The following is a 26,892-nucleotide window of genomic DNA, read 5'->3' as shown; positions in this document are numbered from 1 at the left end:
GCTAATTCATTAAAACGTTCTTGTATTTACTAAGTTCTTTTAAAGCAATGCCAGTTCCACGAACTACAGCTCTTAAAGGATCTTCTGTAACATAAACAGGTAAATCTGTTTTACGAGATAAACGTTTGTCTAAACCTCTAAGCATAGAACCACCACCTGCTAAATAAATACCTGTGTTATAAATATCCGCAGCTAATTCTGGTGGAGTTTTAGATAAGGTTTCCATTACAGCATCTTCTATTCTTAAAATAGATTTGTCTAGTGCTTTTGCTATTTCTCTAAAAGAAACTTTTACTTGTTTAGGTTTTCCACTTAATAGATCTCTACCTTGAACTAGCATTTCATCTGGTGGAGTTTCTAAATCTTCTGTAGCAGCCCCAATAGTTATTTTCACTTTTTCTGCAGTAGTTTCACCAACGTGTAAGTTATGTTGTGTACGCATGTAGTACATAATATCACTAGTAAATAAATCTCCAGCAACTTTTACAGATTGGTCGCAAACAATACCACCCAAAGCAATAACAGCGATTTCTGTTGTACCACCACCTATATCAATAATCATATTTCCTTTAGGCTCCATAATATCAATACCAACACCAATTGCAGCAGCCATTGGTTCGTAAATTAAATAAATTTCTTTGGCATTCATATGTTTAGCAGAATCACGTACAGCACGTTTTTCTACTTCTGTAATTCCAGAAGGTATACAGATTACCATTCTTAAAGCTGGTGGAAATATTTTTTTCTTGATAGAAGGTATCTGCTTTACAAATTCCTTAATCATTTCTTCTGATGCTTGGAAATCTGCAATAACTCCGTCTTTTAAAGGACGAATTGTTTTAATATTCTCATGGGTTTTTCCCTGCATTAAATTAGCTTCTTGACCAATTGCAATAATTTTGCCAGTGTTTCTATTTCGTGCAACAATAGAAGGGCTGTCTATAACAACTTTTCCATTATGAATTATTAAAGTATTTGCGGTTCCTAAATCAATCGCAATATCTTCTGTCATAAAATCAAAAAAACCCATAAAATATTTTTCTTATTTTTAAGTGTGTAATCTTACAAATTTAATAAAATTAATCTGTAAAACTGTTAATTTCTTAATGTTTAAAATGTCTAGTTCCAGTCATTACCATAGATATGTTGTTGGTATTACAATAATCTATACTTAATTGATCTTTTATAGAACCACCTGGCTGAATTACACTTGTAATTCCTGCTTTATCTGCAATTTCTACACAATCTGGAAAAGGGAAAAATGCATCACTTGCCATAACTGCTCCTTTTAAATCGAAACCAAAACTAGTCGCTTTTTCTATAGCTTGTCTTAAAGCATCAACTCTACTTGTTTGTCCTGTTCCACTTGCTAATAATTGATTGTTTTTAGTAAATACAATCGTATTCGATTTAGTGTGCTTACAAATTTTAGAAGCAAATAATAAATCTTTTATTTCGCTTTCACTTGGTTTTGTATTGGTAACATAAGTTAAATCTTCTAAAGTATCAGTTTTAGAATCTTTATCTTGTACTAATAACCCGTTTAAAGCTGTTCTAACATTCTGAACAGGTAATTTTGTAGTTTTCTGAATTAAAATAACTCTATTTTTCTTACCTTTTAACGTTGCTAAAGCTTCATCAGAATAACTAGGTGCAATTACAACTTCACAAAATAATTTATGAATTTCGGTTGCAGTTTCTGCATCTATTTCTTTATTAGCGATTAAAACACCACCAAAAGCAGAAACAGGATCACCAGCTAAAGCATCTACATAAGCTTGTTTAATTGTGTTTCTTTGTGCAAAACCACAAGCATTATTGTGTTTTAAAACTGCAAAAGTAGGATCTTCGTCTACAAATTCATTCATTAAATTTACAGCAGCATCTACATCTAACAAATTGTTGTAGCTTAATTCTTTACCATGTAATTTGTCGAACATTGCTTCTAAATCTCCAAAGAAATATCCTTTTTGATGTGGGTTTTCTCCATATCTTAAAGTTTTAGAAGAGGTTTCACTTGCTTTAAAAACTACTTCATCTTCATTAAAATAGTTAAAAATTGCAGTATCGTAATGAGAAGAAATATTAAAAGATTTTGCAGCAAACTTTTTTCTTTGGTCTAAAGAAGTTTCACCATTATTTTCTGTTATAATAGATAAAAACTCATCATACTGTTCCATAGAAGAAACTGTAAAAGTATCTTTAAAGTTTTTTGCTGATGCTCTAATTAAAGAAATACCACCAATATCAATTTTTTCTACAATATCTTGTTCTGGAGCTCCAGAAGCCACAGTTTTTTCAAAAGGATATAAATCTACAATTACCAAATCTAATTGTGGAATTTTATATTCTTGCATTTCTGCAACATCACCTTCATGATCTTGTCTGTTTAAGATTCCTCCAAAAACTTTTGGATGTAAAGTTTTTACTCTTCCTCCTAAAATAGAAGGGTAAGAGGTAACATCTTCTACAGGAACTACATCTATGCCTAGTTCTTTAATAAAATTTTCTGTACCACCAGTAGAATAAATTGTTACTCCTAATTCGTTTAATTTTTGTACAATTGGTGCTAAACCATCTTTGTGAAATACAGAAATTAATGCAGATTTAATCGTTTTTGAAGTGCTCATTTTTAGTTGTATTGTTAAGCACGCAAAACTAAACAAACCTTAAAGAAAACACAATAAAAGATAGTAACAAAATAGGGTAGTAATTAACAATTTATTAAAGTAGAAAATTTACTCGGCATTATCTAAAAATTCTCTTATCCAATCTCTAAATTGATAAATTAAAGATTGTGTTTTTGAAGCATAATTTGTTGATGAATTTTGTGAAGAAAAAGTAGCGGTAGTGTCTTGGTTTCTCATTTTAATAGTTTGATTGTTACGAATTTGAGTTATATTCATCAAATTTAAGTAAAAACCAAATAAAAATCAAAGAAATTAAAGAATCTTTGATAATTTTTCACAAACATACTCTAAAAGCTCCTCATCTTTTGCAGAAAATGTATTTGCAGTATGAGAATCTATATCAATTTGACCTATATTTTCTCCCTTTACAAAAATAGGAATTACAATTTCAGATTTTACTTTCCAACCACAAGAAATATAATTGCCTTGCTCAGAAACATCTTGCACAACAAAATTTTCGTTACTAACAGCAACTTGTCCACAAATCCCTTTACCAAAAGGTATAATTGTGTGTTCAGTTTCTTCGCCTGTATATTGTGCTAATTTAAGTTCTTCTTTGTTTCCGTTTTTAAAATAAAAACCCACCCAATCATAATAAGAGACTTCACCTTCTAAAAAATTGCAAATAGTTTGCAGTTTTTTTTCAATAGTTGAAGCAGATGTAATTATTTTGTCGATTTCTTGTTTTAAAAATGGTACGTTCATAATATTATAAAATTGTCTGCAAAAATAAATCAAAAATTTCATTATTTAATATTTCTGCTTTTTATTTCATTTCTTAAATTAGTTTAACAAAATTTTTAATTTACTTATTGTAAATTTGCAATTCAGAAATGAAAAAACAATTTACTAAAATAGCATCCATTACTTTAGCATTTTTTGTGCTATTTTCTACGTTTTCTTTTACCGTAGAAAAACATTATTGTGGAGATTTTTTAGTTGATGTTTCTTTTACAGGTGATACTGAAGTTTGTGGAATGGAGATGAATGCGATTTCCGAAACCAAAATGAAAAGCTGTTGCAAAGATGAGGTTCATAAAGTAGAAGGTCAAGACGAATTGCAAACTCAGAAAACAGAAAAAATAACTTTTGAAAACCAAAAGTTTTTAACTGCTTATATCATTTCTTTCAAAGAATTATTGATAAAAAATGAATCTAAAAACATTTTTTATCAAGATTTTTCTCCTCCAGATCTCCCAAAAGATTTTCAGGTATTGCACCAAACTTTTTTAATTTGATTTTATTGATAAGAGTTGTTTAACCGTTTTTAAGGTTACATACTCTTTACAAATGTTGTTTCTGTAATTACAGAAATTAAGAAAATTTATGTCCTTTTTTTAGGATAAATTTTTACATCAAATCAATAAAAACACAATAATGAAAAAAAATATTATAAATAGTTTACTGCTATTTGTGCCTTTTCTCATCTATTCTCAAACTACTTACAAAGGGATGATTATGGATAAGAATAATCCGAAAGATAATTTGGGTGTAGAAGGTGCCACAGTACATTGGCTTAATACAAATGTTAGTGCAATAACCAATAGTAAAGGTTGGTTTACAATTGATTATAAAAAAGAATATACTAGGTTAGTAATTAGTTATTTGGGTTATAAAACAGATACAATTACAATTAAAGGTTTAGAACCAATTCATCATTTTTTAACTGCAGAAAGTGATTTAGAAGAGATTACCATTAAGAGCAAAAGAAATGCTGTTCAGAAATCTTTTTTATCAACCACAAATATGTTTACCGTTAATTCTGCTGAATTGTTAAAAGCAGCTTGCTGTAATTTAGCTGAAAGTTTTGAAACAAATCCGTCTATAGATTTAAGTTTTTCTGATGCTTTAACAGGTACAAAACAAATACAAATGTTAGGTTTAACAAGTCCGTATTTGTTAATTACCCAAGAAAATATACCTTCTGTAAGAGGTGCTAGCCAGGTTTTTGGGTTAACATTTACACCAGGAACTTGGGTAGAAAGTATACAAATTACAAAAGGTGCAGGTTCTGTTGTTAATGGTTTTGAAAGTATTTCTGGACAAATAAACGCAGAATTGGTAAAACCTATGTTTGATAATAAATTTTTCTTTAATGCGTATTCATCTTTAAACGGAAGGTTAGAATTAAATACACATTTTAATAAAAAAGTTTCTGATAAATGGCATACAGGTTTGTATGTTCATGGAAATTATAGAGGGGAGAAATTTGATAAAAACAACGACAATTTTTTAGATATGCCATTGTCTAATCAAATTAATGTAATGAATCGTTGGCAATTTACAGATGCAGAAAAAGGTTGGGTAAGCTTTATAAATCTTCGTTTTTTAAATGATGAAAAACAGACTGGTGAAATCAAATTTAATCCAGACTTAGATAAAGGCACTACAAATGCTTGGGGTAGTGAAATTGATACAAAACGTTTTGAAACATCAGCAAAGTTAGGTTATGTTTTTCCAGAATTACCTTTTCAAAGTGTAAGTTTTCAGGTAGCTTATAGTAATCATCAACAAGATTCTTATTTTGGTTTAAAGACATACGATATACAGCACCAAAGTATTTATTCTAATATTATTTTTAAATCAATTATAGGTGACACTAGAAATAATTTTAAAACCGGAATTAGTTTTACGCATGATAACTACGATGAATTAGTTGATTTTACAGATTATGAAAGAATTGAAACTTCTGTTGGTGCTTTTTTCGAATACGCATTCGATAATTTAGAAGATTTTAGTTTAACTGCTGGTTTACGAGTAGATAGGCATAATTTGTTGGGTGCTTTTGTAACGCCAAGATTACATGTAAGATATGTGCCTTGGGAAAAAGGTGTATTTAGAGCTTCTGTAGGTAGAGGAAAAAGAAGTGCAAATATTTTTGCAGAAAATCAACAAATGTTTGCAAGTTCTAGACAGATTAATATTGATAATGTTGGCGGTAATATCTACGGATTAAATCCTGAAATTGCCTGGAATTATGGAGTTTCTTATTTACAAAAATTTAATCTTTTTGATAAAAAAGGAGATGTTACTTTCGATTTTTATCAAACAAAATTTGATAACCAAATTATTGTTGATTGGGAAAATCCTCAAGAAATTTCATTTTATAATTTAGAAGGTAAAAGTATTGCAAACAGTTTTCAGTTAGAAGTAAATTATAATTTGGCACCTAATTTTAATTTACGAACTGCGTACAAATATTTTGACATTTCTTCTGATTATAAATCTGGTAATTTGCAAAAACCAATACAGCCAAAAGATCGTTTTTTTGCAAACCTTTCTTATGAAACTGAATTGACAGAAAAAGATGCACAATGGAGGTTTGATATTACTTTTAATAATATTGGTACACAGCGTTTGCCAAATACAAGTTCTAATCCAGAGCAATATCAATTACCAGTAAATTCAGAACCTTATCAATTGTTAAATGCTCAAATTACAAAGGTTTTCAACAGTAAATTTGAAGTCTATTTTGGAGGTGAAAATCTTACAAATGTTCAACAAAATAATCCTATTTTAGCTAGTGAGGATCCTTTTGGAGCAAATTTTGATACTACAATTGTGTATGCACCTATTTTTGGAAGATCGATTTATGCAGGATTAAGATTTAAAATTAAGTAATTAATAAATAATAACAATAATTTAAAATATAATAAAAATGAAAAAAATAATTTTAGTATTTAGTTTGTTTTTGATTGGGTTTTCTGTTCAGTCTCAAGAAGTAAAAAAGAATAAAAATGCAAAAACTTCTTTTAAAGTTGATGGTATTTGTGGAATGTGTAAAAATAGAATTGAAACAGCTGCTTTAAAAACAAAGGGAGTAAAGTTCGCAGTTTGGAGTGTAGAAACACATCAATTAAGCCTAATTATGGATGAGCGTAAATCTGATGTTGCAACAGTGCAAAAAAATATTTTAGCTGTTGGGCATGATATCCTTCTAGAAGAAGATAAAAAATTAGTAGCTGCAACAGAAGCATACAATTCTGTGCATCCTTGCTGTAAATACAGAGAAGATGAAATTGTGAAAGAACATAATGGAGAGTTGAAAAAGAAGAAAAAAACGAATTAATAATTTTCTTTCAGATTTTAAATATTTGAAAAATGTTTGTCAATAAAAAAATCCGATAGAATTTTCTATCGGATTTTTTACGTTTCACATAAAGTGAAAATAAATTATCAGTAACAATTTACTATTACATCATTCCTGGCATTCCACCACCCATTGGAGGCATTCCACCACCTGCAGGTGCATCTTCTTTAATATCAACTAAAGCACATTCAGTAGTTAAAATCATACCAGCAACAGAAGCAGCATTTTCTAATGCAACTCTAGTTACTTTTTTAGGATCAATAATACCAGCTTCTAACATATCTACATAAGTTTCAGTTTTAGCATCGTAACCAAAGTCTTTTTTACCTTCTAAAACTTTGTTGATTACTACAGAACCTTCACCACCAGCATTTTCTACAATTGTTCTTAATGGAGATTCAATTGCTTTGTTTACAATTTGAACACCTGTAGTTTCGTCTAAGTTATCTGTAGCTAAAGATTCTAAAACTTTTTTAGCTCTAACTAAAGCAACTCCACCACCAGCAACAATACCTTCTTCTACAGCAGCTCTTGTTGCGTGTAAAGCATCATCTACTCTGTCTTTCTTTTCTTTCATTTCTACTTCAGAAGCAGCACCAACATATAAAACTGCAACACCACCAGCTAATTTAGCTAAACGTTCTTGTAGTTTTTCTTTATCGTAATCAGAAGTAGTAGTTTCTATCTGAGCTTTAATTTGATTTACTCTTGCTTTAATGGCTTCTACATCACCAGAACCATTTACAATTGTTGTATTGTCTTTATCAATAGTAATACCTTCTGCAGTACCTAATAAATCTAACGTTGCATTTTCAAGAGAAAATCCTCTTTCTTCAGAAATTACTGTTCCACCAGTTAAAATTGCAATATCTTCTAACATAGCTTTTCTTCTGTCTCCAAAACCAGGAGCTTTTACAGCAGCAATTTTTAATCCACCACGTAATTTATTAACTACTAAAGTAGCTAAAGCTTGTCCATCTACATCTTCTGCAATAATTAATAAAGGTCTTCCAGATTGAGAAACTGGTTCTAATATTGGAAGAATTTCTTGTAAGTTAGAAATCTTTTTATCAAACAATAATACATAAGGATTTTCTAAATCTGCAATCATTTTATCAGCATCAGTTACAAAGTAAGGAGATAAATAACCTCTATCAAACTGCATACCTTCTACAACATCTACATAAGTATCTGTACCTTTTGCTTCTTCTACAGTAATTACACCTTCTTTACCAACTTTATCGAAAGCAGTTGCAATTAAATCTCCAATAACTGAGTCGTTATTTGCAGAAATTGAAGCTACTTGTTGAATTTTATCAGAAGAATTACCGACTTTTTGAGTTTGTTTTTCTAAATCTGCAACAATTGCTTCTACAGCCTTGTCAATTCCACGTTTTAAATCCATAGGGTTTGCACCTGCAGCAACGTTTTTTAAACCTTCTTTTACAATTGCTTGTGCTAAAACAGTAGCAGTTGTAGTTCCATCACCAGCTAAATCATTGGTTTTAGACGCTACTTCTTTTACCATTTGAGCTCCCATGTTTTCTAGCTCGTTTTCTAATTCTACTTCTTTTGCAACAGAAACACCATCTTTGGTAACAGTTGGCGCTCCAAAAGATTTAGAAATAATTACATTTCTTCCTTTTGGTCCTAAAGTTACTTTTACTGCATTTGCTAACGCATCAACTCCGCGTTTTAAGCCATCTCTTGCTTCAATATCAAATTTTATATCTTTTGCCATTGTTTATGTTTTTTGCTTTTAGCTGTTAGTTCTTGACTTTTTGCTAAAATAGTTTGCATTAATTTTTATTTTTTTGCTAAAGGCAAATAGCCAAAAGCAAATAGCTCTATTTATATAATTGCTAGAATATCAGATTCACGCATCATTAAATAATCTTTACCTTCTAATTTTAAATCAGTTCCACCATATTTACCATATAAAACTGTGTCTCCAACTTTTACAGTTAAAGGCTCATCAACTTTACCATTACCAACTGCAACCACAGTTCCTTTTTGTGGTTTCTCTTTTGCATTATCTGGAATTATTAATCCAGAAGCTGTTTTTGTTTCTGCTGGAGCAGGTTCTACAAGAACTCTGTCTGCTAAAGGTTTAATGTTTAAACTCATTGTATATAAATTTTTAATTAATTAAATTATTATTAACTCTTAAAGAATTGTCAGAAATTATGCCATCAGAATAAAACTGACAATTTTACTTTGATTGATTTTATCCTTAGAATTTATGCAAAAAAAAATGCCAACGTGTCATTTACGTTGGCATTTAAATATTTTATAATTGATAGTTAGTTAATACTATCATTTGTTGCTGGTGCATTATTTTCTGCAGGAACTGTAGTTTCTATACCATCTAAAGTATTGTCTAAATTCATGTCGTTAGAATTAGCTCTTGGAATTGCAACGTTAGATAATAAGATAAGAACAAACATAGCAATAGCTAATGTCCATGTAGTTCTATCTAAAAAGTTATTTGTGTTTTGTACACCTCCTAAAGATTGTGCACCTCCACCACCAAAAGAAGAAGATAACCCTCCACCTTTAGGATTTTGAACCATTACTATTAAAATTAAAGCTACTGCTACAATTAAAATTACGATTAAAAATGCTGTATAACTCATTATTTATGTTTTTGTAAAATTTGTACTCTTTTTATTTGGTCTGCAAAGAAACCACTTTTTTCTGGATATTTCAAACTTAAAATTCGGTAAGCTTGTATTGCGTTTTCATACTTCTTTTGTTCTAAATAAACTTTAGCTAAAGTCTCTGTCATTAAAGAGGAGTCTTGCATGTTCTTAGTAACAGCTATAGTTAATTTTTTGTCTTTAGAAAGTGGTTCGATTTTTGGGTTACTTTGTATGAATTTTTCTATAATCTTAACTTTCTTAGATACTTTTTTAGGTGATGATTCTGATCTAACAATTGGTTTTTTTGTTGATAATTGTAGCCATTGATTAAAAGAATGGTTTTCTGAAGTATTAAATGCAATTGGCTTTCCTATCTCTAGTTTTTCTTCTGATTCTTTTATAGGTTCTACAACATTTTTTTCTATTGTTTTTTTAGTAGCTTCAACCTTTGTTTCTTCTGATATTGTTTCTTTTGATGTTAATTCTTCTAATTGTATTTCTTCAGGAGTCTCTTCTTTAGTTGATGTAACTTCTGGTTCTTCATCAGCAGATTCAATAGAAGTTTCATCAGAAATTTTATCAATGATTTGTTGATGAATTTCTTCGTTAGGATTTGTGAATTTTTTAGAAGTAATAAAATCAAATAAAACAGTTCTGTCTGCAGTGTAAGCTGCAGTAATCTTTAATTCTTTGTTGTATTTAAAACTATCCTGATTTTTTAATCCTTTTAAATATAATGCTCTTGCTGATTGAAAATATGGATATGTTTCAACAATAGATTTTAACTCAACAGTTTCTAATTGTTGAATTTTTTGGTTTTCATTTAAGACCTCTAAGAATGTGTTTTTATTCAAAATGCTATTTTTTTATTCCAACATCTAATTTACTACCACTTTGCAACTGATGCATTAAAAATATCTTGAGTAATTCTTTCTAAAATTTCGTCTAAAGCACTTTCTAAAATACTACCCGTTAACTGAGAATTTGCATCAAAATCAGAATAAAAAGAAAAGTTTTTTTCGAAATCGTCTTTTTCTTCTAGTTTATTTTCAAAACGAACATTTACTGTAACTGTTAGTCTATTTTGAGCAGCAGTTTGATCTGATGTTCCACTTAAAGGAGTAATTCTGTAACCTGTAATTTCTCCACTAAAATGTAAATCTCCATTAGAGTTTGTTAGCGTTAAATTTGTTTGGCGTGTAAATAAATCTTGAAATTCATTAGTGAAACGTTGTGTTAGTGTTGGTTCTACTAAAGGAGCTTGATTTGGGAAAAAATCAATTTGAATTGTTTTTGCATCACCTGTATTACCTCCTGTAAAAGAGTAAGCTCCACAACCAATTAGTGTTGTAATTATAACTAAGGATAAAATTATTTTTTTCATTTTAAAAATCATTTGCAATTGATAGGTTTAAAATATCTTGAGTAATTCTTTCATTGATTTGATTTATCAAATTATTTTGAAGGTCTCCAGAAAGTTGAGCGTTTGCATCGAAATCTGAATAGAAAGAAAATACTTTCTCAAAATTTTTATTACTATTATATTTATTTTCAAATCTAACATTAACCGACATTGTTAGTCTATTTTGTGCTGCAGTTTGATTTGATATTCCACTTATAGGTGTAATGTTGTAATCTGTAATTTCACCACTAAAAAACAAATCCCCATTAGTGTTTGTTAATTGTAATTTTGTTTGTTCTATAAATAAACTCTGAAGACTCTCTGTGAATTTTTTACTTAATTGTGGTTCTATCAAAGTTGCTTCGTTTCTAAAAAAATCTATTTGTAGGGTTTTAGCGTTTCCTATATCAAAGTTTTTAAATGTGTATGATTTACATTCTATTAAAGTTAATAATATTAAGGTTAAAAGTGTTTTTCTCATCGTTACTTACAGAGTTCTTTGCAGAAATTTACAAATCATATTGTTTTATTTTTCTGTATAAAGTTCTTTCAGAAATACCTAATTCTTTAGCTGCCAATTTACGTTTGTTGTTGTTTTTTTCTAAAGATTTTTTAATCATCTCTATTTCTTTGTCTTGTAAAGATAAAGATTCGTCTTCTTCAATAGTCTCAATAAAATCATAATCTTTTTCTGTTGATGAGTCTTGAGGTATGTTTAAAACTTCGATATCTAAATCTTCTAGATCTTTATCGTTGTAAATTTTTTCTAAAAGGCGATGATTTTCTTCTTGTACTTCATCAACATTGCCGTTTTTCATTAAATCTAACGTCAATTTCTTTAAATCGTTGATGTCATTACGCATATCAAATAAAATTTTGTACATAATATCACGTTCCGTAGAAAAGTCATTTTCTTTTTTACCACCAACAACTGCTGGTAAATTACCAGAGTTATTAGGTAAATATTGTTGTAGTTTTATGGCAGATATTGTTCTTTCTTCTTCAATAACAGAAATTTGTTCGGCTAAGTTTTTTAACTGACGGATGTTACCAGGAAAACGATAGTTTAATAAAATATTTACAGCACTTTCATCTAATCTGATAGATGGCATTCTGTATTTTTGAGCAAAATCAGCAGCAAATTTTCTAAATAATAAATGAATATCTTCATTTCGCTCTCTTAAAGCTGGTAAGTTAATTTCTACTGTGCTTAACCTGTAATATAGATCTTCTCTAAATTTTTCTTTCTGAATTGCAGACTGCATATTTACATTGGTTGCTGCTACAATTCTAACATTTGTTTTTAATACTTTAGATGAACCAACTTTTATGAATTCGCCATTTTCTAAAACACGCAATAAACGTACTTGAGTTGTTAAGGGTAATTCACCAACTTCATCTAAAAAAATAGTTCCACCATCAGCAACTTCAAAATATCCTTTTCTATCTTGTGTAGCACCTGTAAAAGAGCCTTTTTCGTGGCCAAATAATTCACTGTCAATTGTTCCTTCAGGAATTGCACCACAGTTTACAGCAATATATTTTGCGTGTTTTCTGTGCGATAAAGAATGTATGATTTTTGGAATATTTTCTTTACCAACACCACTTTCTCCAGTTACTAAAACAGAAATGTCAGTAGGTGCAACTCTAACTGCTTTTTCTAAAGCTCTGTTTAATTGAATATCGTTTCCAATAATTCCAAAACGTTGTTTTAATGCTTGTAAGTTTTCCATAAGCCCCTTTTAATTTCCCCAAAGGGGAAAAATTTGCCCATCCTAACCTTCCAAAAGGGAAGGAATTCTGAACGTCTTTTTGATTTCTTTGTCTTGTATTTTTTTTAATTTTAAAACTCCAACCTAAATACCCCAATTTTCCATAAAGATTGGAGTTTCTTCCCTTTTGGAAGGTTAGGAGGGGTTATTTAATTATTATCAGAATAACCAACAGCAGTTCCTTTTAAGGTTGCTGAGGTACAATCTTCTACTTTTACATTTACAAAATCGCCTAATTTATAATGTTCTTTAGGAAAAACGATTACTGTATTTTGTGTGTTTCTTCCTTTCCATTCTTTAGAGTTTTTCTTAGAAGTGCCTTCAATTAAAACTTCCTCAACTTTTCCTAAATGAGCTTGAGTTCTGTATAATGCGTGTTTTTGTTGTAAATCTATAACTTCTGTTAAACGACGTTTTTTTACATCCGCAGGCACATCATCATCCATTTTTTTACCTGCTAAAGTTCCAGGTCTTTCTGAATAAGCGAACATAAATCCGAAGTCATATTTTACATATTCCATTAAGTCTAATGTGTCTTTATGGTCTTGTTCTGTTTCTCCACAGAAACCAACAATCATATCTTGTGATAAAGACATTTCTGGAATTATTTTATAAATATTATCAACCAACTCCATATATTCTTCACGAGTATGTTGTCTGTTCATCGCTTTTAACATTGCATTACTTCCACTTTGTACTGGTAAGTGAATGTATTTACAAATGTTTTTGTGTTTAGCCATAGTGTGAATAACATCTAAACTCATATCTTGAGGGTTAGATGTAGAAAAACGAAAACGTGTTTTAGGAAATTTGGTAGCACACATATCTAACAATTGTGCAAAATCTACTGCTGTAGCTTGTGCCATTTCTGTAGCTTTCTTAAAATCTTTTTTTAAACCACCACCAAACCAAAGAAAACTATCTACATTTTGACCTAAAAGCGTAATTTCTTTGAAGTTTTTATCAAGCATAGATTGAATTTCTTCTAAAATACTTTTAGGGTCACGACTTCTTTCTCGTCCACGAGTAAAGGGAACTACACAAAAAGTACACATATTATCACAACCTCTTGTAATTGATACAAATGCAGAAACTCCATTAGAGTTTAAACGAACAGGAGAAATGTCTCCATATGTTTCTTCTTTAGATAAGATTACGTTTACAGCATCTCTACCCTCATTAACTTCTTCTAATAAATTTGGTAAATCTTTATAGGCATCTGGACCAACAACTAAATCAACAATTTTTTCTTCTTCTAAGAATTTTTCTTTTAAACGCTCAGCCATACAGCCCAAAACGCCTACTTTCATTGTTTTGTTAGATTCTTGTTTTACTCTATTATATTTCTGTAATCTTTTACGTACAGTGGTTTCTGCTTTTTCTCTAATAGAACAAGTGTTTACTAATACCAAATCTGCTTCTTCTAAAACCTGAGTAGTGTTGTAACCTTGCTTGTCTAAGATTGCAGCAACAATTTCGCTATCATTCATATTCATTTGACAACCATAGCTTTCAATGAATAATTTTTTAGAATTTTCTTTTTTATTTTCAGTAACAAGCGCTTTGCCTTGTATTCTCTCGTCGATAATTTTTTCTACTTGTTCCATCTCTCAATTTAACATTTGAAGGTGGGCAAAGATACAACCAAATTTATATTTTAATGACAAATTGGCAGAAAAAATATTGTTGTAAATCTGTTAATTATTTATCGAAAAGTGATGAAAAAATTTTTTTTAACAAAAAACTGACTACTTTTGCAGAGAGAAAAGCTACGTTTTTAAAGCGTTTTAGTGATAAAAGAAAGATAAATGGCAAAGAATTTAGTAATAGTTGAGTCACCTGCAAAAGCAAAAACCATCGAAAAATTTCTTGGAAAAGATTTTCAAGTAGAATCGAGTTATGGTCATATTGCAGACTTACCATCCAAAGAATTGGGTATAGATGTAGAAGGCGATTTTAGCCCTAAGTATATAATATCCACAGATAAAAAACCTGTAGTTAAAAAATTAAAAACTTTAGCAAAAAAAGCAGAAACTGTTTGGTTAGCAAGTGATGAGGATCGTGAAGGAGAAGCAATTGCTTGGCATTTAAAAGAACAGTTAGATTTAAAAGATGAAAACACAAAACGTATTGTTTTTCATGAAATTACTAAAAAAGCCATTTTAAAAGCTGTAGAAAATCCTAGGGATATAGATTATGATATGGTTAATGCTCAACAAGCACGTAGAGTTTTAGATCGTCTTGTAGGTTATGAATTATCGCCAGTTTTATGGCGTAAAGTAAAAGGAGGTTTATCTGCAGGAAGAGTACAATCTGTTGCTGTACGTTTAATTGTAGAAAGAGAAAGAAGCATTTTAGATTTTAAAGCAGAAACACATTATAAGGTAGTTGCAGAATTTACGAATGATGAAGGTAAAAAGTTTAAGGCTGCTATCCCAAAGAATTTTGATTCTAAAAAAGCTGCAGAAGATTTCTTAAAATCTTGTGCAAATGCTGATTTTTCTATTGCAGATTTAACTAAAAAACCAGCAAAAAAATCGCCAGCAGCACCATTTACAACATCAACATTACAGCAAGAAGCTTCTCGTAAGTTAGGTTTTGCAGTAGGTAGAACAATGCAAGTTGCACAACGTTTGTATGAAGCAGGTTTAATAACCTACATGAGAACAGATAGTGTAAATTTATCTGTTGATGCAAGAGATGCTGCTGAAGAAGAAATCACCAATTATTATGGTGCAGAATATAGTAAACAACGTGTTTTTAAGTCGAAAGCTAAAGGAGCTCAAGAAGCCCATGAAGCTATTAGACCTACAAATATGAAAATGCATTCTGTTGATATTGAGTATGACCAAACTAGATTGTATGATTTAATTTGGAAAAGAACATTGGCCTCACAAATGAGTGATGCTCAGTTAGAAAGAACCAATATAAAGATTGAAAATTCTGAGAATAAGAAAGTCTTTACTGCGAATGGAGAAATGATAAAGTTTGATGGTTTCTTAAAAGTATATTTAGAAGGAACTGATAACGAAGAAGAAGAGCAAGCAGGAATGTTACCAAATTTAAAAGTTGGTGAAAACTTAAATTACGCTTTTATTAATGCTACACAGCGTTTTACAAGTCCTCCTTACAGGTTCACTGAAGCATCTTTGGTAAAACAATTAGAAGAATTAGGTATTGGTCGTCCATCTACTTATGCACCAACAATTTCTACTGTTCAAAGAAGAGGTTATATAGAAAAAGGTCAGAATGAAGGTGTAGAAAGAAATTATGAGCAAATGATTTTGGTTGATGGAACTGTGAAAAGTCAGCAACTGACAGAAAAAACAGGTTCAGATAAAAATAAATTAGTGCCAACTGATATTGGTAATATTGTAAACGATTTTTTAGTAGCTAATTTTTCTAACATTTTAGATTTTGGATTTACAGCAAAAGTTGAAAATTCTTTTGATGATATTTCTGAAGGTGATGAAGATTGGATAGAAATGATAAAAAGTTTCTACATTAAGTTTCACGATAATGTAGAAGATGTAAAAGAAAATGCAGAAAGAGAATCTGGAGAACGTATTTTAGGGAAACATCCAGAGAGTGGAAAAACAGTTTTAGTACGTTTGGGTAAATTTGGGCCAATTGCTCAAATTGGTGCTCCAGAAGACGAAGAAAAGCAGTTTGCTAGCTTAAATAAAGACCAGCATTTAGGTACAATAACAATGGAAGAAGCGTTAGAATTATTCTTGCTTCCAAAAACTTTAGGAACTTACGAAGGCGAAGAAGTTATTGTTTCTAATGGACGATTTGGACCATACATTCGTTTTGGAAAAATGTTTGTTTCTTTAGACAAAGGAGAAAACCCAATGGAGGTTGATTTGCCAAGAGCAGAAGATTTAATTAGGGCAAAACAAAAAGCAGATGCGCCTATTTATCATTACGAAGATTTACCTGTTCAAAAAGGTGTAGGACGTTTTGGGCCATTTATTAAATGGAATTCAATGTTTATCAATGTAAATAAAAAATACGATTTTGATAATCTTTCTGATGACGATATTGTTGAATTAATTGAAGTTAAAAAACAGAAAGAAATAGACAAAGTTATCCATAATTGGGAAGATGTTGGTATTCGTGTAGAAAAAGCAAGATGGGGGCGTTTTAACGTTTTAAAAGGTAAAATTAAGATAGAATTACCTAAAACAACAGAAATCGAAAAACTATCTAAAGAAGAGGCTGTAAAAATGATTGAGGCTAAAACACCAAAGAAAAAAGCCGCAAAGAAAAAAGTAACAAAAAGAAAAACAACCAAAAAGAAATAAGATTTTTTATATCTTGCATACTCAAAAAAATTGATGAATAAAGACTTCTTATCCCCTGTAAAAGAAACTGCTTTAGCGCATTTAGTGCTGCATTCTCCATATTGTTTGGGGAACAGAATTAAAATTTATACAGAACAAGAAGGTTTTCCTGATTTAGATGATGTTAAACTAGCTATTCTTGGTGTAGAAGAAGATAGAAATTCTGAAAACAATTTTGGTTGTGGAGATAATTTACATTTCATCCGAAGAAAACTATATGAACTTTTTCCTGGAAATTGGAATGCAGAAATTGCAGATTTAGGTAATGTTTTAAAAGGAGAAGCTGTTTCTGATACTTATTTTGCGGTTTCAGAAATTATTACCTCTCTTTTAAAAAAGGATATTATACCTATAATTATTGGTGGAGGTCAAGATCTTACCTATGTAAATTATAGAGCTTACGATGCTTTAGAGCAATCTGTAAACATTACTGCTGTAGATAGTCGTTTTGATATGGGTAGTTTAGAAGATGAACTTACCTCACAATCTTATTTGAGCAAAATTATTATGCAAAAGCCTAATAATTTGTTCAATTATAGTAATGTTGGGTATCAAACTTATTTTAATTCTCAAGGAGAAATTGATTTATTCGATTCACTTTTCTTTGATACTTGTAGATTAGGTAAAGCCAAAGAATTAGAAAACATAGAACCAGCTTTTAGAAATGCAGATATTGTTTCTATAGATATGGGTGCAGTTAGGCAAAGTGATGCTCCAGCTAATAATAATGCATCTCCAAATGGTTTTTATGGCGAAGAAATTTGTGCTATTACAAGGTATGCAGGGATAAGCGATAAAGTTTCATCATTTGGTATTTATGAATACAATTCTAAATACGATAATAATCATCAAACTGCGAGTTTAATTGCGCAGATGATTTGGTATTTTATTGAAGGTGTTAATTTTAGAGTAAAAGATTATCCTTTTTCTGGCAAAGAGAATTATCAAAAATTTACCGTAATTTTGGAAGATGATGATCCTTTAGTGTTTTATAAAAGTAATAAAACTGGTAGATGGTGGATTGAGATTAATATTTTATCAGATAATAAATACAAAAGACATGCGTTAATACCATGTACTTATAACGATTACATAGATGCTACCAAGCAAATTATACCTGAAAGATGGTATAAAGCAATGCAAAAAATGATGTAATTTAAGAATTTAATAAAAATGAATACGTTAAAATGTAATTTCAACATTGTATTTTAGCAAAAAAAATAATAGGTTTACGAACTTTTAGTAAAGACAAAAATAAAATATGAAAAAAGCAGCAATATTTGCACTTTTAATAACCGTTTTTTACAGTTGTGGTTCTAATGATAGAGGAGAATTAGTAGGTGTTAAGGCAAAGAAAAAATGGTTTTCAGAAAAACCTTATGGAATGTCCTTAATTCCAGGTGGTTCTTTTACAATGGGTAAGCAAGATCAAGATATTTTAGGTACTTTAAACACACCTACAAAAACGGTTACTGTTAGGCCATATTACATGGATGAAACTGAAATTACAAACAAAGAGTATAAAGAGTTTGTATTTTGGGTAAGAGATTCTATAGTAAGAACAAAATTAGCTGAACAAGCTGAATTTGCTTCTTTAGGAGCCACTCCAAATCCAAATGGAAATAATCGTACTTCTGGTATTCAGAGTTATGCTTATAAAGCTGCAGATACTACAGATTCTAATGCGTATCAAAAATATATGAATGAAAACTATTGGAGTTTTGATACTATTAAGCCTTTAAATTGGGATGAAGAAATAGTTTGGGTTAAAGAAGATTTTCCAGATGTAGATTACGTAGAAGTAATGGATTCTGTATATATCAGCAAAGAAGAAGCTGTAGATGGTGTTAGAACTTTTAATACAAAGCTTTTAAATTATCAGTACTCTTGGTTTGACAGAGATAATGCAGCCAGAAAAGGTGGTAGCAGAAAAGATTTTGTACAAACAGAAGTGTTAAACATATATCCAGATACAACAGTTTGGGTTAGAGATTTTAATTATTCATACAATGACCCTATGCACCAAGATTATTTTTATCACCAATCTTATGGAGACTATCCTGTTGTTGGTGTAAGTTGGGGGCAAGCAAATGCTTTTTGTAACTGGAGAACTAAAAAGAAAAACGATTATTTAAGAGAGAGAAAAGGTTCTACTTTAGTGCCTGATTTTAGATTACCAACAGAAGCTGAGTGGGAATATGCTGCAAGAGGTGGTTTAGAATTTGCAACATATCCTTGGGGAACAGGAAGCACAACAAGTGATAGAGGTTGTTTCTTAGCAAACTTTAAACCTGTAAGAGGTAATTACGCTGTAGATGGTGCTTTATATACTGTAGAAGCAGAATCTTATAATGCAAATGATTATGGTTTGTATAATATGGCAGGTAATGTTTCTGAATGGACAAACACTGCATATAATTTATCTTCTTACTATATGGCTTCTACCATGAACCCTAATGTTGAGGATAGAAAGAATAAGAGAAAAATTGTTAGAGGAGGTTCTTGGAAAGATGTTGCATATTATTTAGAAGTTGCTTCTAGAGACTACGAATATGCAGATACAGCAAGAAGTTATATAGGCTTTAGAACAGTTCAGAACTATATAGGAACAACAAATAAGTAAAAAAAGTTAGAAAAAAGAATAAGTAATCAAATAACAAAAACACAAAAAATGGCACAATCAAGAGGGTATAAAAAGACAATGAATTTCGTTTACGGAATGGGAGCTGCAGTAGTAATTATTGGAGCATTATTTAAAATACAACACATATCATTTGGTCCTTTAACTGGTGGTTTAATGTTAACTATTGGTTTATTAGTAGAAGCAGCTGTATTTGCTGTATCAGCTTTTGATGCTCCAGAAGATGAGTTTGACTGGTCTAAAGTTTACCCAGAGTTAGGAGAAGACACTTATAAAAAAGAAAAAGAAGAGAAAGTTAGTACAGAAGGTATGTTATCTCAAAAATTAGATAAGTTATTACAAGATGCAAAAATAGATTCATCTTTAATGTCTAGTTTAGGTAACAGTATGAAAAACTTTCAAAATGCTGCAGAAGGTTTATCATCTGCATCAGAAACAGTAGCATCAACTAACAAATACAATGAACAAGTTTCTTTAGCAGCAGTGCAAATGGAATCTTTAAATAGTTTATATAAAGTTCAAGTAGAAAATACATCAAAACAAGCATCTTTAAATACAGAAGTAGTAGAAAATACTCAAAAATTAAAAGATCAAATGGATTCTTTAGCAAAAAACCTATCTTCTTTAAATGGGGTTTATGGTAATATGCTATCTGCAATGTCAAGCAAATAATTAGTTAATTTATATGTATAACTTTAAAAAAATTAATTAAGCTATGGCAGGAGGAAAACTATCAGCAAGACAGAAGATGATAAACCTTATGTATCTTGTATTTATTGCAATGTTAGCAATGAATATGAGTAAAGAGGTGTTATCTGCTTTTGGTGTAATGAACGAAAAACTTACAGAAAATAACGTTTCTACAACAGAAAAAAACAATGAAGCTTACGCTAATTTAGCAACAAAAGCTTCTGAACAAGCAGCAAAGTTTGGTGAATTAAATAAACAAGCGAATCAAATAAAGAATTACTCAAATGAATTTTATGCGTATCTAGAAGAGCTAAAGTCTAAAATGACTGCTGATATAGAGAACAAAAAAGATTATGAAGCAATGGATAAGACTGAGTTCTTAGACGTTTACTTTTTTGAAGGTGATGGATACACAACAGAAGGTCAAGAGTTTTTAGGTAAAATTGATGGTTACAGAACCAATGTTATCAATGTTTTAGGAGAAAACAGCAAATTTACTCCAGCAATAAAAGATAGATTTTCTACTGAACCAGTTAAAAATAGTAAAACAGGAAACACAGTAGAATGGTTAAATGCAAGATATGAAGGTTTTCCTTTAGTAGCTTCTTTAACAAGTTTAACACAAATGCAAGCTGATATTAAAAATACAGAAGCAGATATTGTTAGTTCTTTATTAGGTGGTAAATTAGAAGAAGCATTATCGTTAAATAATTATAAAGGTATTGTTGCATTAGATAAAAATGCATATTTCGCAGGTGAAAAAGTAACAGGTAAAATTGTTTTAGGACGTTATGATGCTACTATGATTCCTGATAATGTAATTTTAAATGGAAAAGATTACGAAAACATTCAATCTGGTCAAGTAATTATAGATATGCCTGCAGGTAATGTTGGTAATCATGATATTAAAGGTAAAATTGCATTTACTCAAAATGGAGAAGTTGTAGAAGTACCTTTTGAGAGTTCTTATTCTGTAATTCCAGAACCAAGTAATGCAGTAGTTTCTGCAGATAAAATGAATGTAGTTTATAGAGGTTTAGATAACCCTATTTCTGTTTCATTACCAGGTGTTGGAGACAATAACTTAAATGTTTCTGCTGCAGGTGGTAGATTAACAGGTAGTAGAGGTAAATATAGTCTAAGACCTGGATCTGGTAACACAGCTACAATCAATGTAAGTGCAAAATTAAGTAGTGGTAAAACTGTAAACTCTAAAGCAACTTTTAGAATTAAAGATATACCAGCAGCTATGGGTTCTGTTCGTGGTCAATATGGTACAGTAAGAATGCCAAAATCAGGTTTGTCTAGAACACCAATTGCAGCAGGTTTACCAGATTTTGAATTTGATTTAACAATAAAAGTTCAAAGTTTTAAAATAAAAGTTCCTGGTCAATTAACAATTATTGTTAATGGAACAACTTTAAGTGCAGCCGCTAAAAAAGTTTTAGCAAAAGCTAAAAGAGGAGATCAAATTAATATTTACGATATTAAAGCTACAGCTAATGGTGTGCCAATTAAAAAGGTATTACCAGTAAACATAGAGCTTACTAATTAGGATAAAAGATTAAATTATGTATAAAAAAGGTTTCATATTATTTTTAGCCCTTATAACTTCGGGTTTAGTAAGTGCGCAAGCAGGTTTACTAAATGCTAAAGATCCTGAAGACATAGGTAAAAAAAATGAGCAACAATTGCTTTCTGACAATGATGGGCCAATACCTTATGGTTATGTAGATGATAGAGATGTAATGTGGTCTAAAGTAGTTTGGGAGTTTATAGATTTAAATCAGAAAATAAATTTACCTTATTATTTTCCAATAGATACTACAAACATTTCTCCAGACAGAAGATCTTTGTTTGATACACTAGTAAAAGGAATTAGGCAAGGTAAAATAACAGATGCTTATACAGATTCTTTTTTTACATCTAAAATAACTCAAGATGAAATAGAATCTCGTTTGGTAAATGTTCGTGAAGAAAATGGTTTTTCAGATACTTATAATTTAGGAGCAGAAGATATTGGGGGTTATATGATAAAAGGTATGTGGTATTTTGATAAACGTCAAGGCGAAATGAAATACAGATTACTAGCATTAGCACCAATGGGTAAAGATGTACAAACAATAGGTGTAGAAGGTGTAGAAGACGAAACTTTATTCGAGTTATTCTGGGTATTCTTTCCATCTGCAAGAGAAGTTTTACACGATGCAAAAGTATTTAATCCAATGAATGCATCTCACCCAATATCTTACGATCATTTATTAAATGCAAGACGATTTAGTGGTGTAATTGTAAGAGAAGAAAATATTTATGGTAATAGATCTATTTCAGATTATGTTAGAGGTAACTCTTTATTTCAGCTTTTAGAAGCAGATAAAATAAAAGAAGATATCAGAAACAAAGAAATTGATATGTGGAACTATTAATGTTACCTAATTAGAAATATCTAAAATCGTTTACGCAAGTAAGCGATTTTTTTTGTAGCTATTTCCAGCTTTTCGCACTCGCTTTTTTTATCCATTTAAATTAACTATTTGTAAACTTAACAAGTAATTATTATTAAACCACAAATAGAATAGAAGCCAAATATAAAAAAGAGCTCAAACAAATGCTACAATCTGGGCTAAGCCTATTTATAAACTTATAGAAAACTAGTAAAAACAAGTAAAACTTATTTATTTTTACATTGTGAAGGTAGATTATATAATAGTTGGTTTAGGATTAGCAGGTTTAGCGTTTGTAGAAGAATTATTAACTGCAAATAAAACTTTTATGGTGTTCGAAGACGATTCTCAAACATCATCATTAGTGGCAGGAGGCGTTTATAATCCTGTTATTTTAAAAAGATTTACCCCAGTTTGGAACGCTAAACAACAATTACAAGTAGCTTTACCATTTTATGAACGTTTAGAAAATAAGTTCAATACTAAGTTCGATAAAAAAATAGAAACCAAAAAAGTTTTTAAATCAATTGAAGACCAAAATAATTGGTTCGAAGCTGCAGACAAACCTTTACTTATAGATTATTTAGATCCAAAAATAGAAGCTAAAAAACGAGATGGAATAATAGCAGATTTTGGTTTCGGAAATGTAAAAAACACAGGAAGAATAGATACTAAAAAGTTAGTAGAAACTTATAGAACCTATTTAAAATTAGCAAATAAAATCCGATTTGAAAAATTTGAACATCAACAAATAAAATTCAAAGAAGATTGGTTAGATTACAATGGTATTAAAGCCAACAGAATTGTTTTTTGTGAAGGCTTTGGAATGGCCAATAATTTATTTTTCAATTATTTGCCATTAAACGAAGTAAAAGGAGAATTAATAACTATTTACTCACCAGATTTAAAAATCAATTTTTTATTAAAATCTACATTATTTATTTTTCCTTTAGGAGATAATCATTATAAGGTAGGAGCAACCTTTAATTGGAAAGATAAAACCTCAAATCCATCAGAAGAGGGTAGAGAAGAGTTAGTCGAAAAATTGAAAAAAGTAATTACAGTTCCTTATAAAATTATATATCAAACAGCAGGTGTAAGACCAACAGTTAGAGATAGAAGACCTTTGGTAGGTAAACATCCTGCATATCCTAATTTAGCAATTTTAAATGGTTTAGGCACAAGAGGAGTAATGATTGCACCTACAGTTGCCAAGGAATTATTTCTTCATTTAGAAACAGGTAAGGAGTTAGATTCAGAAATAGCAATTAATAGATTTAAATAATTGTTTTAATTAAGAAGTACTTGTTTATAATTTTTCTTGAAAAAGCAACCTGATTCATAAGAAAAAGATTGCTTTCTGGGGGGCTTAAATGTGTTTTAATTTCTTTGTATTTTATAATAGGATTTGATTTTTATACTTAAATTCAAACCAAAGAAAATAAAATTTTATAAATTATTTGTGGGTATTAATACCCATAATAAATTAATCTTTAGTTAAATAGATGTTTGTTTTTTAAAACCCATTTAGAAAGAGAACCAGTTTGCTGACCTAAGTTAAGTTTGGTAATAATTTTACTACGATGTTTTTCTATAGTTCTTGGTGATGTAAATAAGATATGTCCAATTTCTTTATTTGTTTTGTGTTGCGAAATTAATTTTAAAATTCTTCTTTCACCTAAGGTTAGCTCTTTTAAAATTGAATTGGATTCGTTTGTAAAACCAATATATTTTTTAACGTTTTTACTAAAATATGGAATTCCATTTTTTACAGAATTTATGCAAGTTTCTATCTCCTCTAAAGCAAATTCTTTTAGTAAATATCCATAAATGTTTAGTTTTTTGGCTTTTAAATACAGGTCTATTTCTTTATGAAGTGTAATTAAAATAATTTTGGTAATAATATTGTTTTTTTTGCATTCATCAGCAATCTCTATACCTGTTAAGTTAGGCATTTCTACATCTAAAATGGCAATGTCTGGTTTGTTTTTAATAATAAAATTAAGAGCAGATTGGCCATCTGTTGCAATGCCAATCACATTCATTTTTTTCTCAATTAACAACTCATTTAAACCTTTTATTAAAATAGGATGATCGTCTGCTATATAAATAGATTGTTTCATTTTAAAGGAAATAAAATTTTAATAACGGTTTCATTTTTTTTTACGCAACAGACTTTTAAAGAACCTTTTAAAAAATCTACTCGTTGATTTATAGTTTTTAATCCGAGACTTTTATTATCATTTAATTTTTCTATATAATTAAAACCAATTCCATTATCTTGAATAATAATGTAAATATGATTCTTTTTAATTAGTTTTAAGGTTACTCTAGCAGAACTTGCATCTGCATGTTTAATAATATTAGTAAGGCATTCTTGTATTATTCTAAATACATTAACCTCTTGTTCAACAGTTAAAATATTATCAATATTATCAATATCACCAAAAATAAAAGTTTCGCTATTATCATCGAGTTTACGCATAAGGTTGTCTAATGCACTTGTTAAGCCAATACCTTTTAATTGAAAAGGGTATAAAGCTCTAGATATACTTCGCATTTCTTCTATTGCATCATTAATCAATTTTTCTAGAGACTTGTCTTTTATAGATGTTATTTTATGCTTAATTAGTAATAAACTATGCCCTAAACCATCATGTAAATCTTTAGAAATTCTTTTTCTTTGTTCTTCTTGAGCTAATAATAGTTTCTGTGAATAATTTATTTGTATTTTTTTCTCTTTTATAGAGAGTAGTCTATTCCAATATAAGTAGATGATAATTAATAAAAGAACTATAAAAATTATAATTGCAATTAGTAATTCTTTTTTAGTTTTATTCTTTTTTTTTAAATGGATTATTTTATTATTCTGTAATTGTTCTTCTTTTTCTTTTTCGGATAAAGTTTGATAATAATTAACAACACTAACTGAATTAATATTAGTAATTGAGTCTTTTATTTTGGTAAAAGATTGATAATATTTTAACGCATTTTTAGCATCATTTTTATCGATGTAAATATCAAAAATTAATTTATTTAATTCTTTTTTAGATGCTAAATCACCTTGTTTTTCAATTTCCAATATCGTTTTTTGTGCTAATTTCAAGGCACTTTTTGGTTGATGATTTTTATAAAGGTAAAAGCATTTTATTTTATTAAAAAAATCTTTACTAATTGAATTAGCATTGTCAGTTTTAATTTCTAAAGCAGCTTTTTTTAAAAATATTTCTGCTTGAGATAGTTTGCCATATTGTAAATAATATTGGGCAATTGCAGTTTGATAATAGGGTATAAAGCCATCATTATCGTTACTCTTTTCTTTATGTGCTAATGCTTTATCTAAATATGCTTTATAGTTTTTTATGTTACCTACTTCTTTGTAGTTAATTGCTAAATTGTAATAATTAGAAGTTAAACCAATGTTGTATTTTAAAGACTTTTTTTTAGCTATAATATTTAATAGCTTTTCTATAGCAATTTCGTTTAAACCGATTTTAGTATAAATAGAAATAATTGCTGTTTTAATAAAAAAAGTGTAAGTTAAATCGTTTAAATTTTCATAATAAACAGAAGCTAGTTCGTAGTTTTTAATGGCGTCAATGAAATTATTTGTTTTTACTAATATCTGTCCTTTTAAAAAAATAGCATCTGCTTTATAAAGCGAATCTTTTGCTGTATGACCATAGTTTTTTATAGAAATATTACAGTTTTTATAGGCTTTTGTAAAATTACTTTTATCATAATAAGCTCTTGCTTTTTTCTGATAAATTCCTCCTAAAAGATAAGTATCATTAATCTTGTTTGTATGTTCTTCTAATTTATTTAGTAAAAGAATTGCAAAATCAGGATCGTTAAATTCCATTTCAATTCTAGAGCATAAGCTTAAAATTTTGGAGGTAGCAACGCTATGTTTGTCTTGTTTAAACGCAAGTTCTAGATATTGTAAGGTAAAATCTTTAAAAGATTTTGAGTCTTTAGTATCATCAATTAAGTGTACTAAAGATTTTAACTGAATAGGTTTATTTTGTTTTGTAAAATGTAAGTCTTGGGCAGTATTATAATTACTTTTGTTATGATTTGAAAAAATAGTATGTGACAATAATAAACATAAATAAAATATTTTTACTTGTTTCATTAGGGAGGGGATTAGTTGAAAAATGTAAAAGTCGCAAAAA

The 26,892-nt window shown here is 29.5% G+C and carries 24 protein-coding genes; 10 read left to right on the top strand and 14 right to left on the bottom strand.

What is annotated here, in order from left to right; genetic code table 11:
- Position 1 precedes the first annotated feature (1 nt).
- The 4 genes from ACJJVK_RS02740 to ACJJVK_RS02725 all read right to left on the bottom strand — a co-directional run bounded on the left by ACJJVK_RS02740 (position 2) and on the right by ACJJVK_RS02725 (position 3,395).
- Complete coding sequence (locus tag ACJJVK_RS02740; RefSeq protein ID WP_215993850.1) at positions 2–1,030, bottom strand: rod shape-determining protein; 1,029 nt, start codon at positions 1,028–1,030, stop codon at positions 2–4.
- Positions 1,031–1,103: 73 nt separating this feature from the next.
- Complete coding sequence (gene purH, locus ACJJVK_RS02735; RefSeq protein WP_405562900.1) at positions 1,104–2,630, bottom strand: bifunctional phosphoribosylaminoimidazolecarboxamide formyltransferase/IMP cyclohydrolase; 1,527 nt, start codon at positions 2,628–2,630, stop codon at positions 1,104–1,106.
- Positions 2,631–2,738: 108 nt separating this feature from the next.
- Positions 2,739–2,906, bottom strand: coding sequence for a hypothetical protein (locus ACJJVK_RS02730; protein WP_405562898.1), 168 nt, complete (start codon positions 2,904–2,906; stop codon positions 2,739–2,741).
- 36 nt (positions 2,907–2,942) lie between these two features.
- Complete coding sequence (locus ACJJVK_RS02725; protein ID WP_215993847.1) at positions 2,943–3,395, bottom strand: GAF domain-containing protein; 453 nt, start codon at positions 3,393–3,395, stop codon at positions 2,943–2,945.
- A gap of 128 nt (positions 3,396–3,523) precedes the next feature.
- Here ACJJVK_RS02725 and ACJJVK_RS02720 point away from each other — a divergent pair, with 128 nt between their 5' ends.
- From ACJJVK_RS02720 to ACJJVK_RS02710, 3 genes are all read left to right on the top strand, one after another.
- Entirely contained in the window at positions 3,524–3,928 is a 405-nt protein-coding gene (locus tag ACJJVK_RS02720; protein WP_405562895.1) for an HYC_CC_PP family protein, read from the top strand.
- A gap of 139 nt (positions 3,929–4,067) precedes the next feature.
- Positions 4,068–6,311: a TonB-dependent receptor domain-containing protein gene (locus ACJJVK_RS02715; RefSeq protein ID WP_405562892.1), complete on the top strand. Its 2,244-nt coding sequence runs from the start codon at positions 4,068–4,070 to the stop codon at positions 6,309–6,311.
- A 37-nt stretch (positions 6,312–6,348) separates the two neighbouring features.
- Complete coding sequence (locus ACJJVK_RS02710; RefSeq protein ID WP_405562890.1) at positions 6,349–6,759, top strand: heavy-metal-associated domain-containing protein; 411 nt, start codon at positions 6,349–6,351, stop codon at positions 6,757–6,759.
- A 124-nt stretch (positions 6,760–6,883) separates the two neighbouring features.
- Here ACJJVK_RS02710 and groL read toward each other — a convergent pair whose 3' ends face one another.
- From groL to miaB, 8 genes are all read right to left on the bottom strand, one after another.
- Positions 6,884–8,521 (bottom strand): chaperonin GroEL, encoded by a 1,638-nt coding sequence (groL, locus tag ACJJVK_RS02705; RefSeq protein ID WP_068362846.1) that lies wholly within the window; start codon positions 8,519–8,521, stop codon positions 6,884–6,886.
- A 110-nt stretch (positions 8,522–8,631) separates the two neighbouring features.
- Entirely contained in the window at positions 8,632–8,907 is a 276-nt protein-coding gene (groES, locus tag ACJJVK_RS02700) for a co-chaperone GroES (RefSeq protein ID WP_068362848.1), read from the bottom strand.
- A gap of 176 nt (positions 8,908–9,083) precedes the next feature.
- Entirely contained in the window at positions 9,084–9,416 is a 333-nt protein-coding gene (gene secG, locus ACJJVK_RS02695) for a preprotein translocase subunit SecG (RefSeq protein WP_068362851.1), read from the bottom strand.
- Entirely contained in the window at positions 9,416–10,276 is an 861-nt protein-coding gene (locus ACJJVK_RS02690; protein WP_405562887.1) for a hypothetical protein, read from the bottom strand. Before ACJJVK_RS02690 ends, secG begins: the two co-directional genes overlap by 1 nt.
- Positions 10,277–10,308: 32 nt before the next feature.
- Positions 10,309–10,806 carry an LptE family protein gene (locus ACJJVK_RS02685; protein WP_215993842.1) on the bottom strand — a complete coding sequence of 166 codons (498 nt, stop codon included), beginning with the start codon at positions 10,804–10,806 and terminating at the stop codon, positions 10,309–10,311.
- 1 nt (position 10,807) lies between these two features.
- A complete protein-coding gene (locus ACJJVK_RS02680) occupies positions 10,808–11,305 on the bottom strand; it encodes an LptE family protein (RefSeq protein ID WP_405562885.1) in 498 nt (165 codons plus the stop codon).
- 28 nt (positions 11,306–11,333) lie between these two features.
- Entirely contained in the window at positions 11,334–12,557 is a 1,224-nt protein-coding gene (locus tag ACJJVK_RS02675) for a sigma-54-dependent Fis family transcriptional regulator (protein WP_215993840.1), read from the bottom strand.
- Between the two features lie 188 nt (positions 12,558–12,745).
- Positions 12,746–14,203: a tRNA (N6-isopentenyl adenosine(37)-C2)-methylthiotransferase MiaB gene (miaB, locus tag ACJJVK_RS02670; protein WP_405562882.1), complete on the bottom strand. Its 1,458-nt coding sequence runs from the start codon at positions 14,201–14,203 to the stop codon at positions 12,746–12,748.
- A 201-nt stretch (positions 14,204–14,404) separates the two neighbouring features.
- Between miaB and topA the strand changes: the two genes are divergently transcribed.
- The 7 genes from topA to ACJJVK_RS02635 all read left to right on the top strand — a co-directional run bounded on the left by topA (position 14,405) and on the right by ACJJVK_RS02635 (position 24,002).
- Positions 14,405–16,903: a type I DNA topoisomerase gene (gene topA, locus ACJJVK_RS02665; RefSeq protein ID WP_405562879.1), complete on the top strand. Its 2,499-nt coding sequence runs from the start codon at positions 14,405–14,407 to the stop codon at positions 16,901–16,903.
- A gap of 33 nt (positions 16,904–16,936) precedes the next feature.
- Positions 16,937–18,097, top strand: coding sequence for a formimidoylglutamase (locus ACJJVK_RS02660; protein WP_405562876.1), 1,161 nt, complete (start codon positions 16,937–16,939; stop codon positions 18,095–18,097).
- 106 nt (positions 18,098–18,203) lie between these two features.
- Positions 18,204–19,565, top strand: coding sequence for a gliding motility lipoprotein GldK (gene gldK, locus ACJJVK_RS02655; RefSeq protein ID WP_215993836.1), 1,362 nt, complete (start codon positions 18,204–18,206; stop codon positions 19,563–19,565).
- A gap of 48 nt (positions 19,566–19,613) precedes the next feature.
- Positions 19,614–20,255, top strand: a complete 642-nt coding sequence (gene gldL / locus ACJJVK_RS02650; RefSeq protein ID WP_215993835.1) for a gliding motility protein GldL — start codon at positions 19,614–19,616, stop codon at positions 20,253–20,255.
- A gap of 43 nt (positions 20,256–20,298) precedes the next feature.
- Positions 20,299–21,828, top strand: a complete 1,530-nt coding sequence (gldM, locus tag ACJJVK_RS02645; protein ID WP_215993834.1) for a gliding motility protein GldM — start codon at positions 20,299–20,301, stop codon at positions 21,826–21,828.
- Between the two features lie 16 nt (positions 21,829–21,844).
- Positions 21,845–22,699 carry a gliding motility protein GldN gene (gene gldN / locus ACJJVK_RS02640; protein WP_215993833.1) on the top strand — a complete coding sequence of 285 codons (855 nt, stop codon included), beginning with the start codon at positions 21,845–21,847 and terminating at the stop codon, positions 22,697–22,699.
- 262 nt (positions 22,700–22,961) lie between these two features.
- The gene (locus tag ACJJVK_RS02635; protein ID WP_405562872.1) at positions 22,962–24,002 is read left to right on the top strand and encodes an NAD(P)/FAD-dependent oxidoreductase; all 1,041 of its coding nucleotides are present in this window, start codon (positions 22,962–22,964) and stop codon (positions 24,000–24,002) included.
- A 208-nt stretch (positions 24,003–24,210) separates the two neighbouring features.
- Here ACJJVK_RS02635 and ACJJVK_RS02630 read toward each other — a convergent pair whose 3' ends face one another.
- Together ACJJVK_RS02630 and ACJJVK_RS02625 are read right to left on the bottom strand one after the other, a co-directional pair.
- Positions 24,211–24,840, bottom strand: coding sequence for a response regulator (locus ACJJVK_RS02630; protein WP_405562870.1), 630 nt, complete (start codon positions 24,838–24,840; stop codon positions 24,211–24,213).
- Positions 24,837–26,852 (bottom strand): ATP-binding protein, encoded by a 2,016-nt coding sequence (locus ACJJVK_RS02625; protein WP_405562867.1) that lies wholly within the window; start codon positions 26,850–26,852, stop codon positions 24,837–24,839. Before ACJJVK_RS02625 ends, ACJJVK_RS02630 begins: the two co-directional genes overlap by 4 nt.
- Positions 26,853–26,892 lie beyond the last annotated feature (40 nt).

The organism is Polaribacter sp. Asnod6-C07 (assembly GCF_045063625.1).
GTDB classification, from domain to species: Bacteria; Bacteroidota; Bacteroidia; order Flavobacteriales; family Flavobacteriaceae; genus Polaribacter; species Polaribacter vadi_A.
This window is presented reverse-complemented; position numbering and strand designations above follow the sequence as displayed.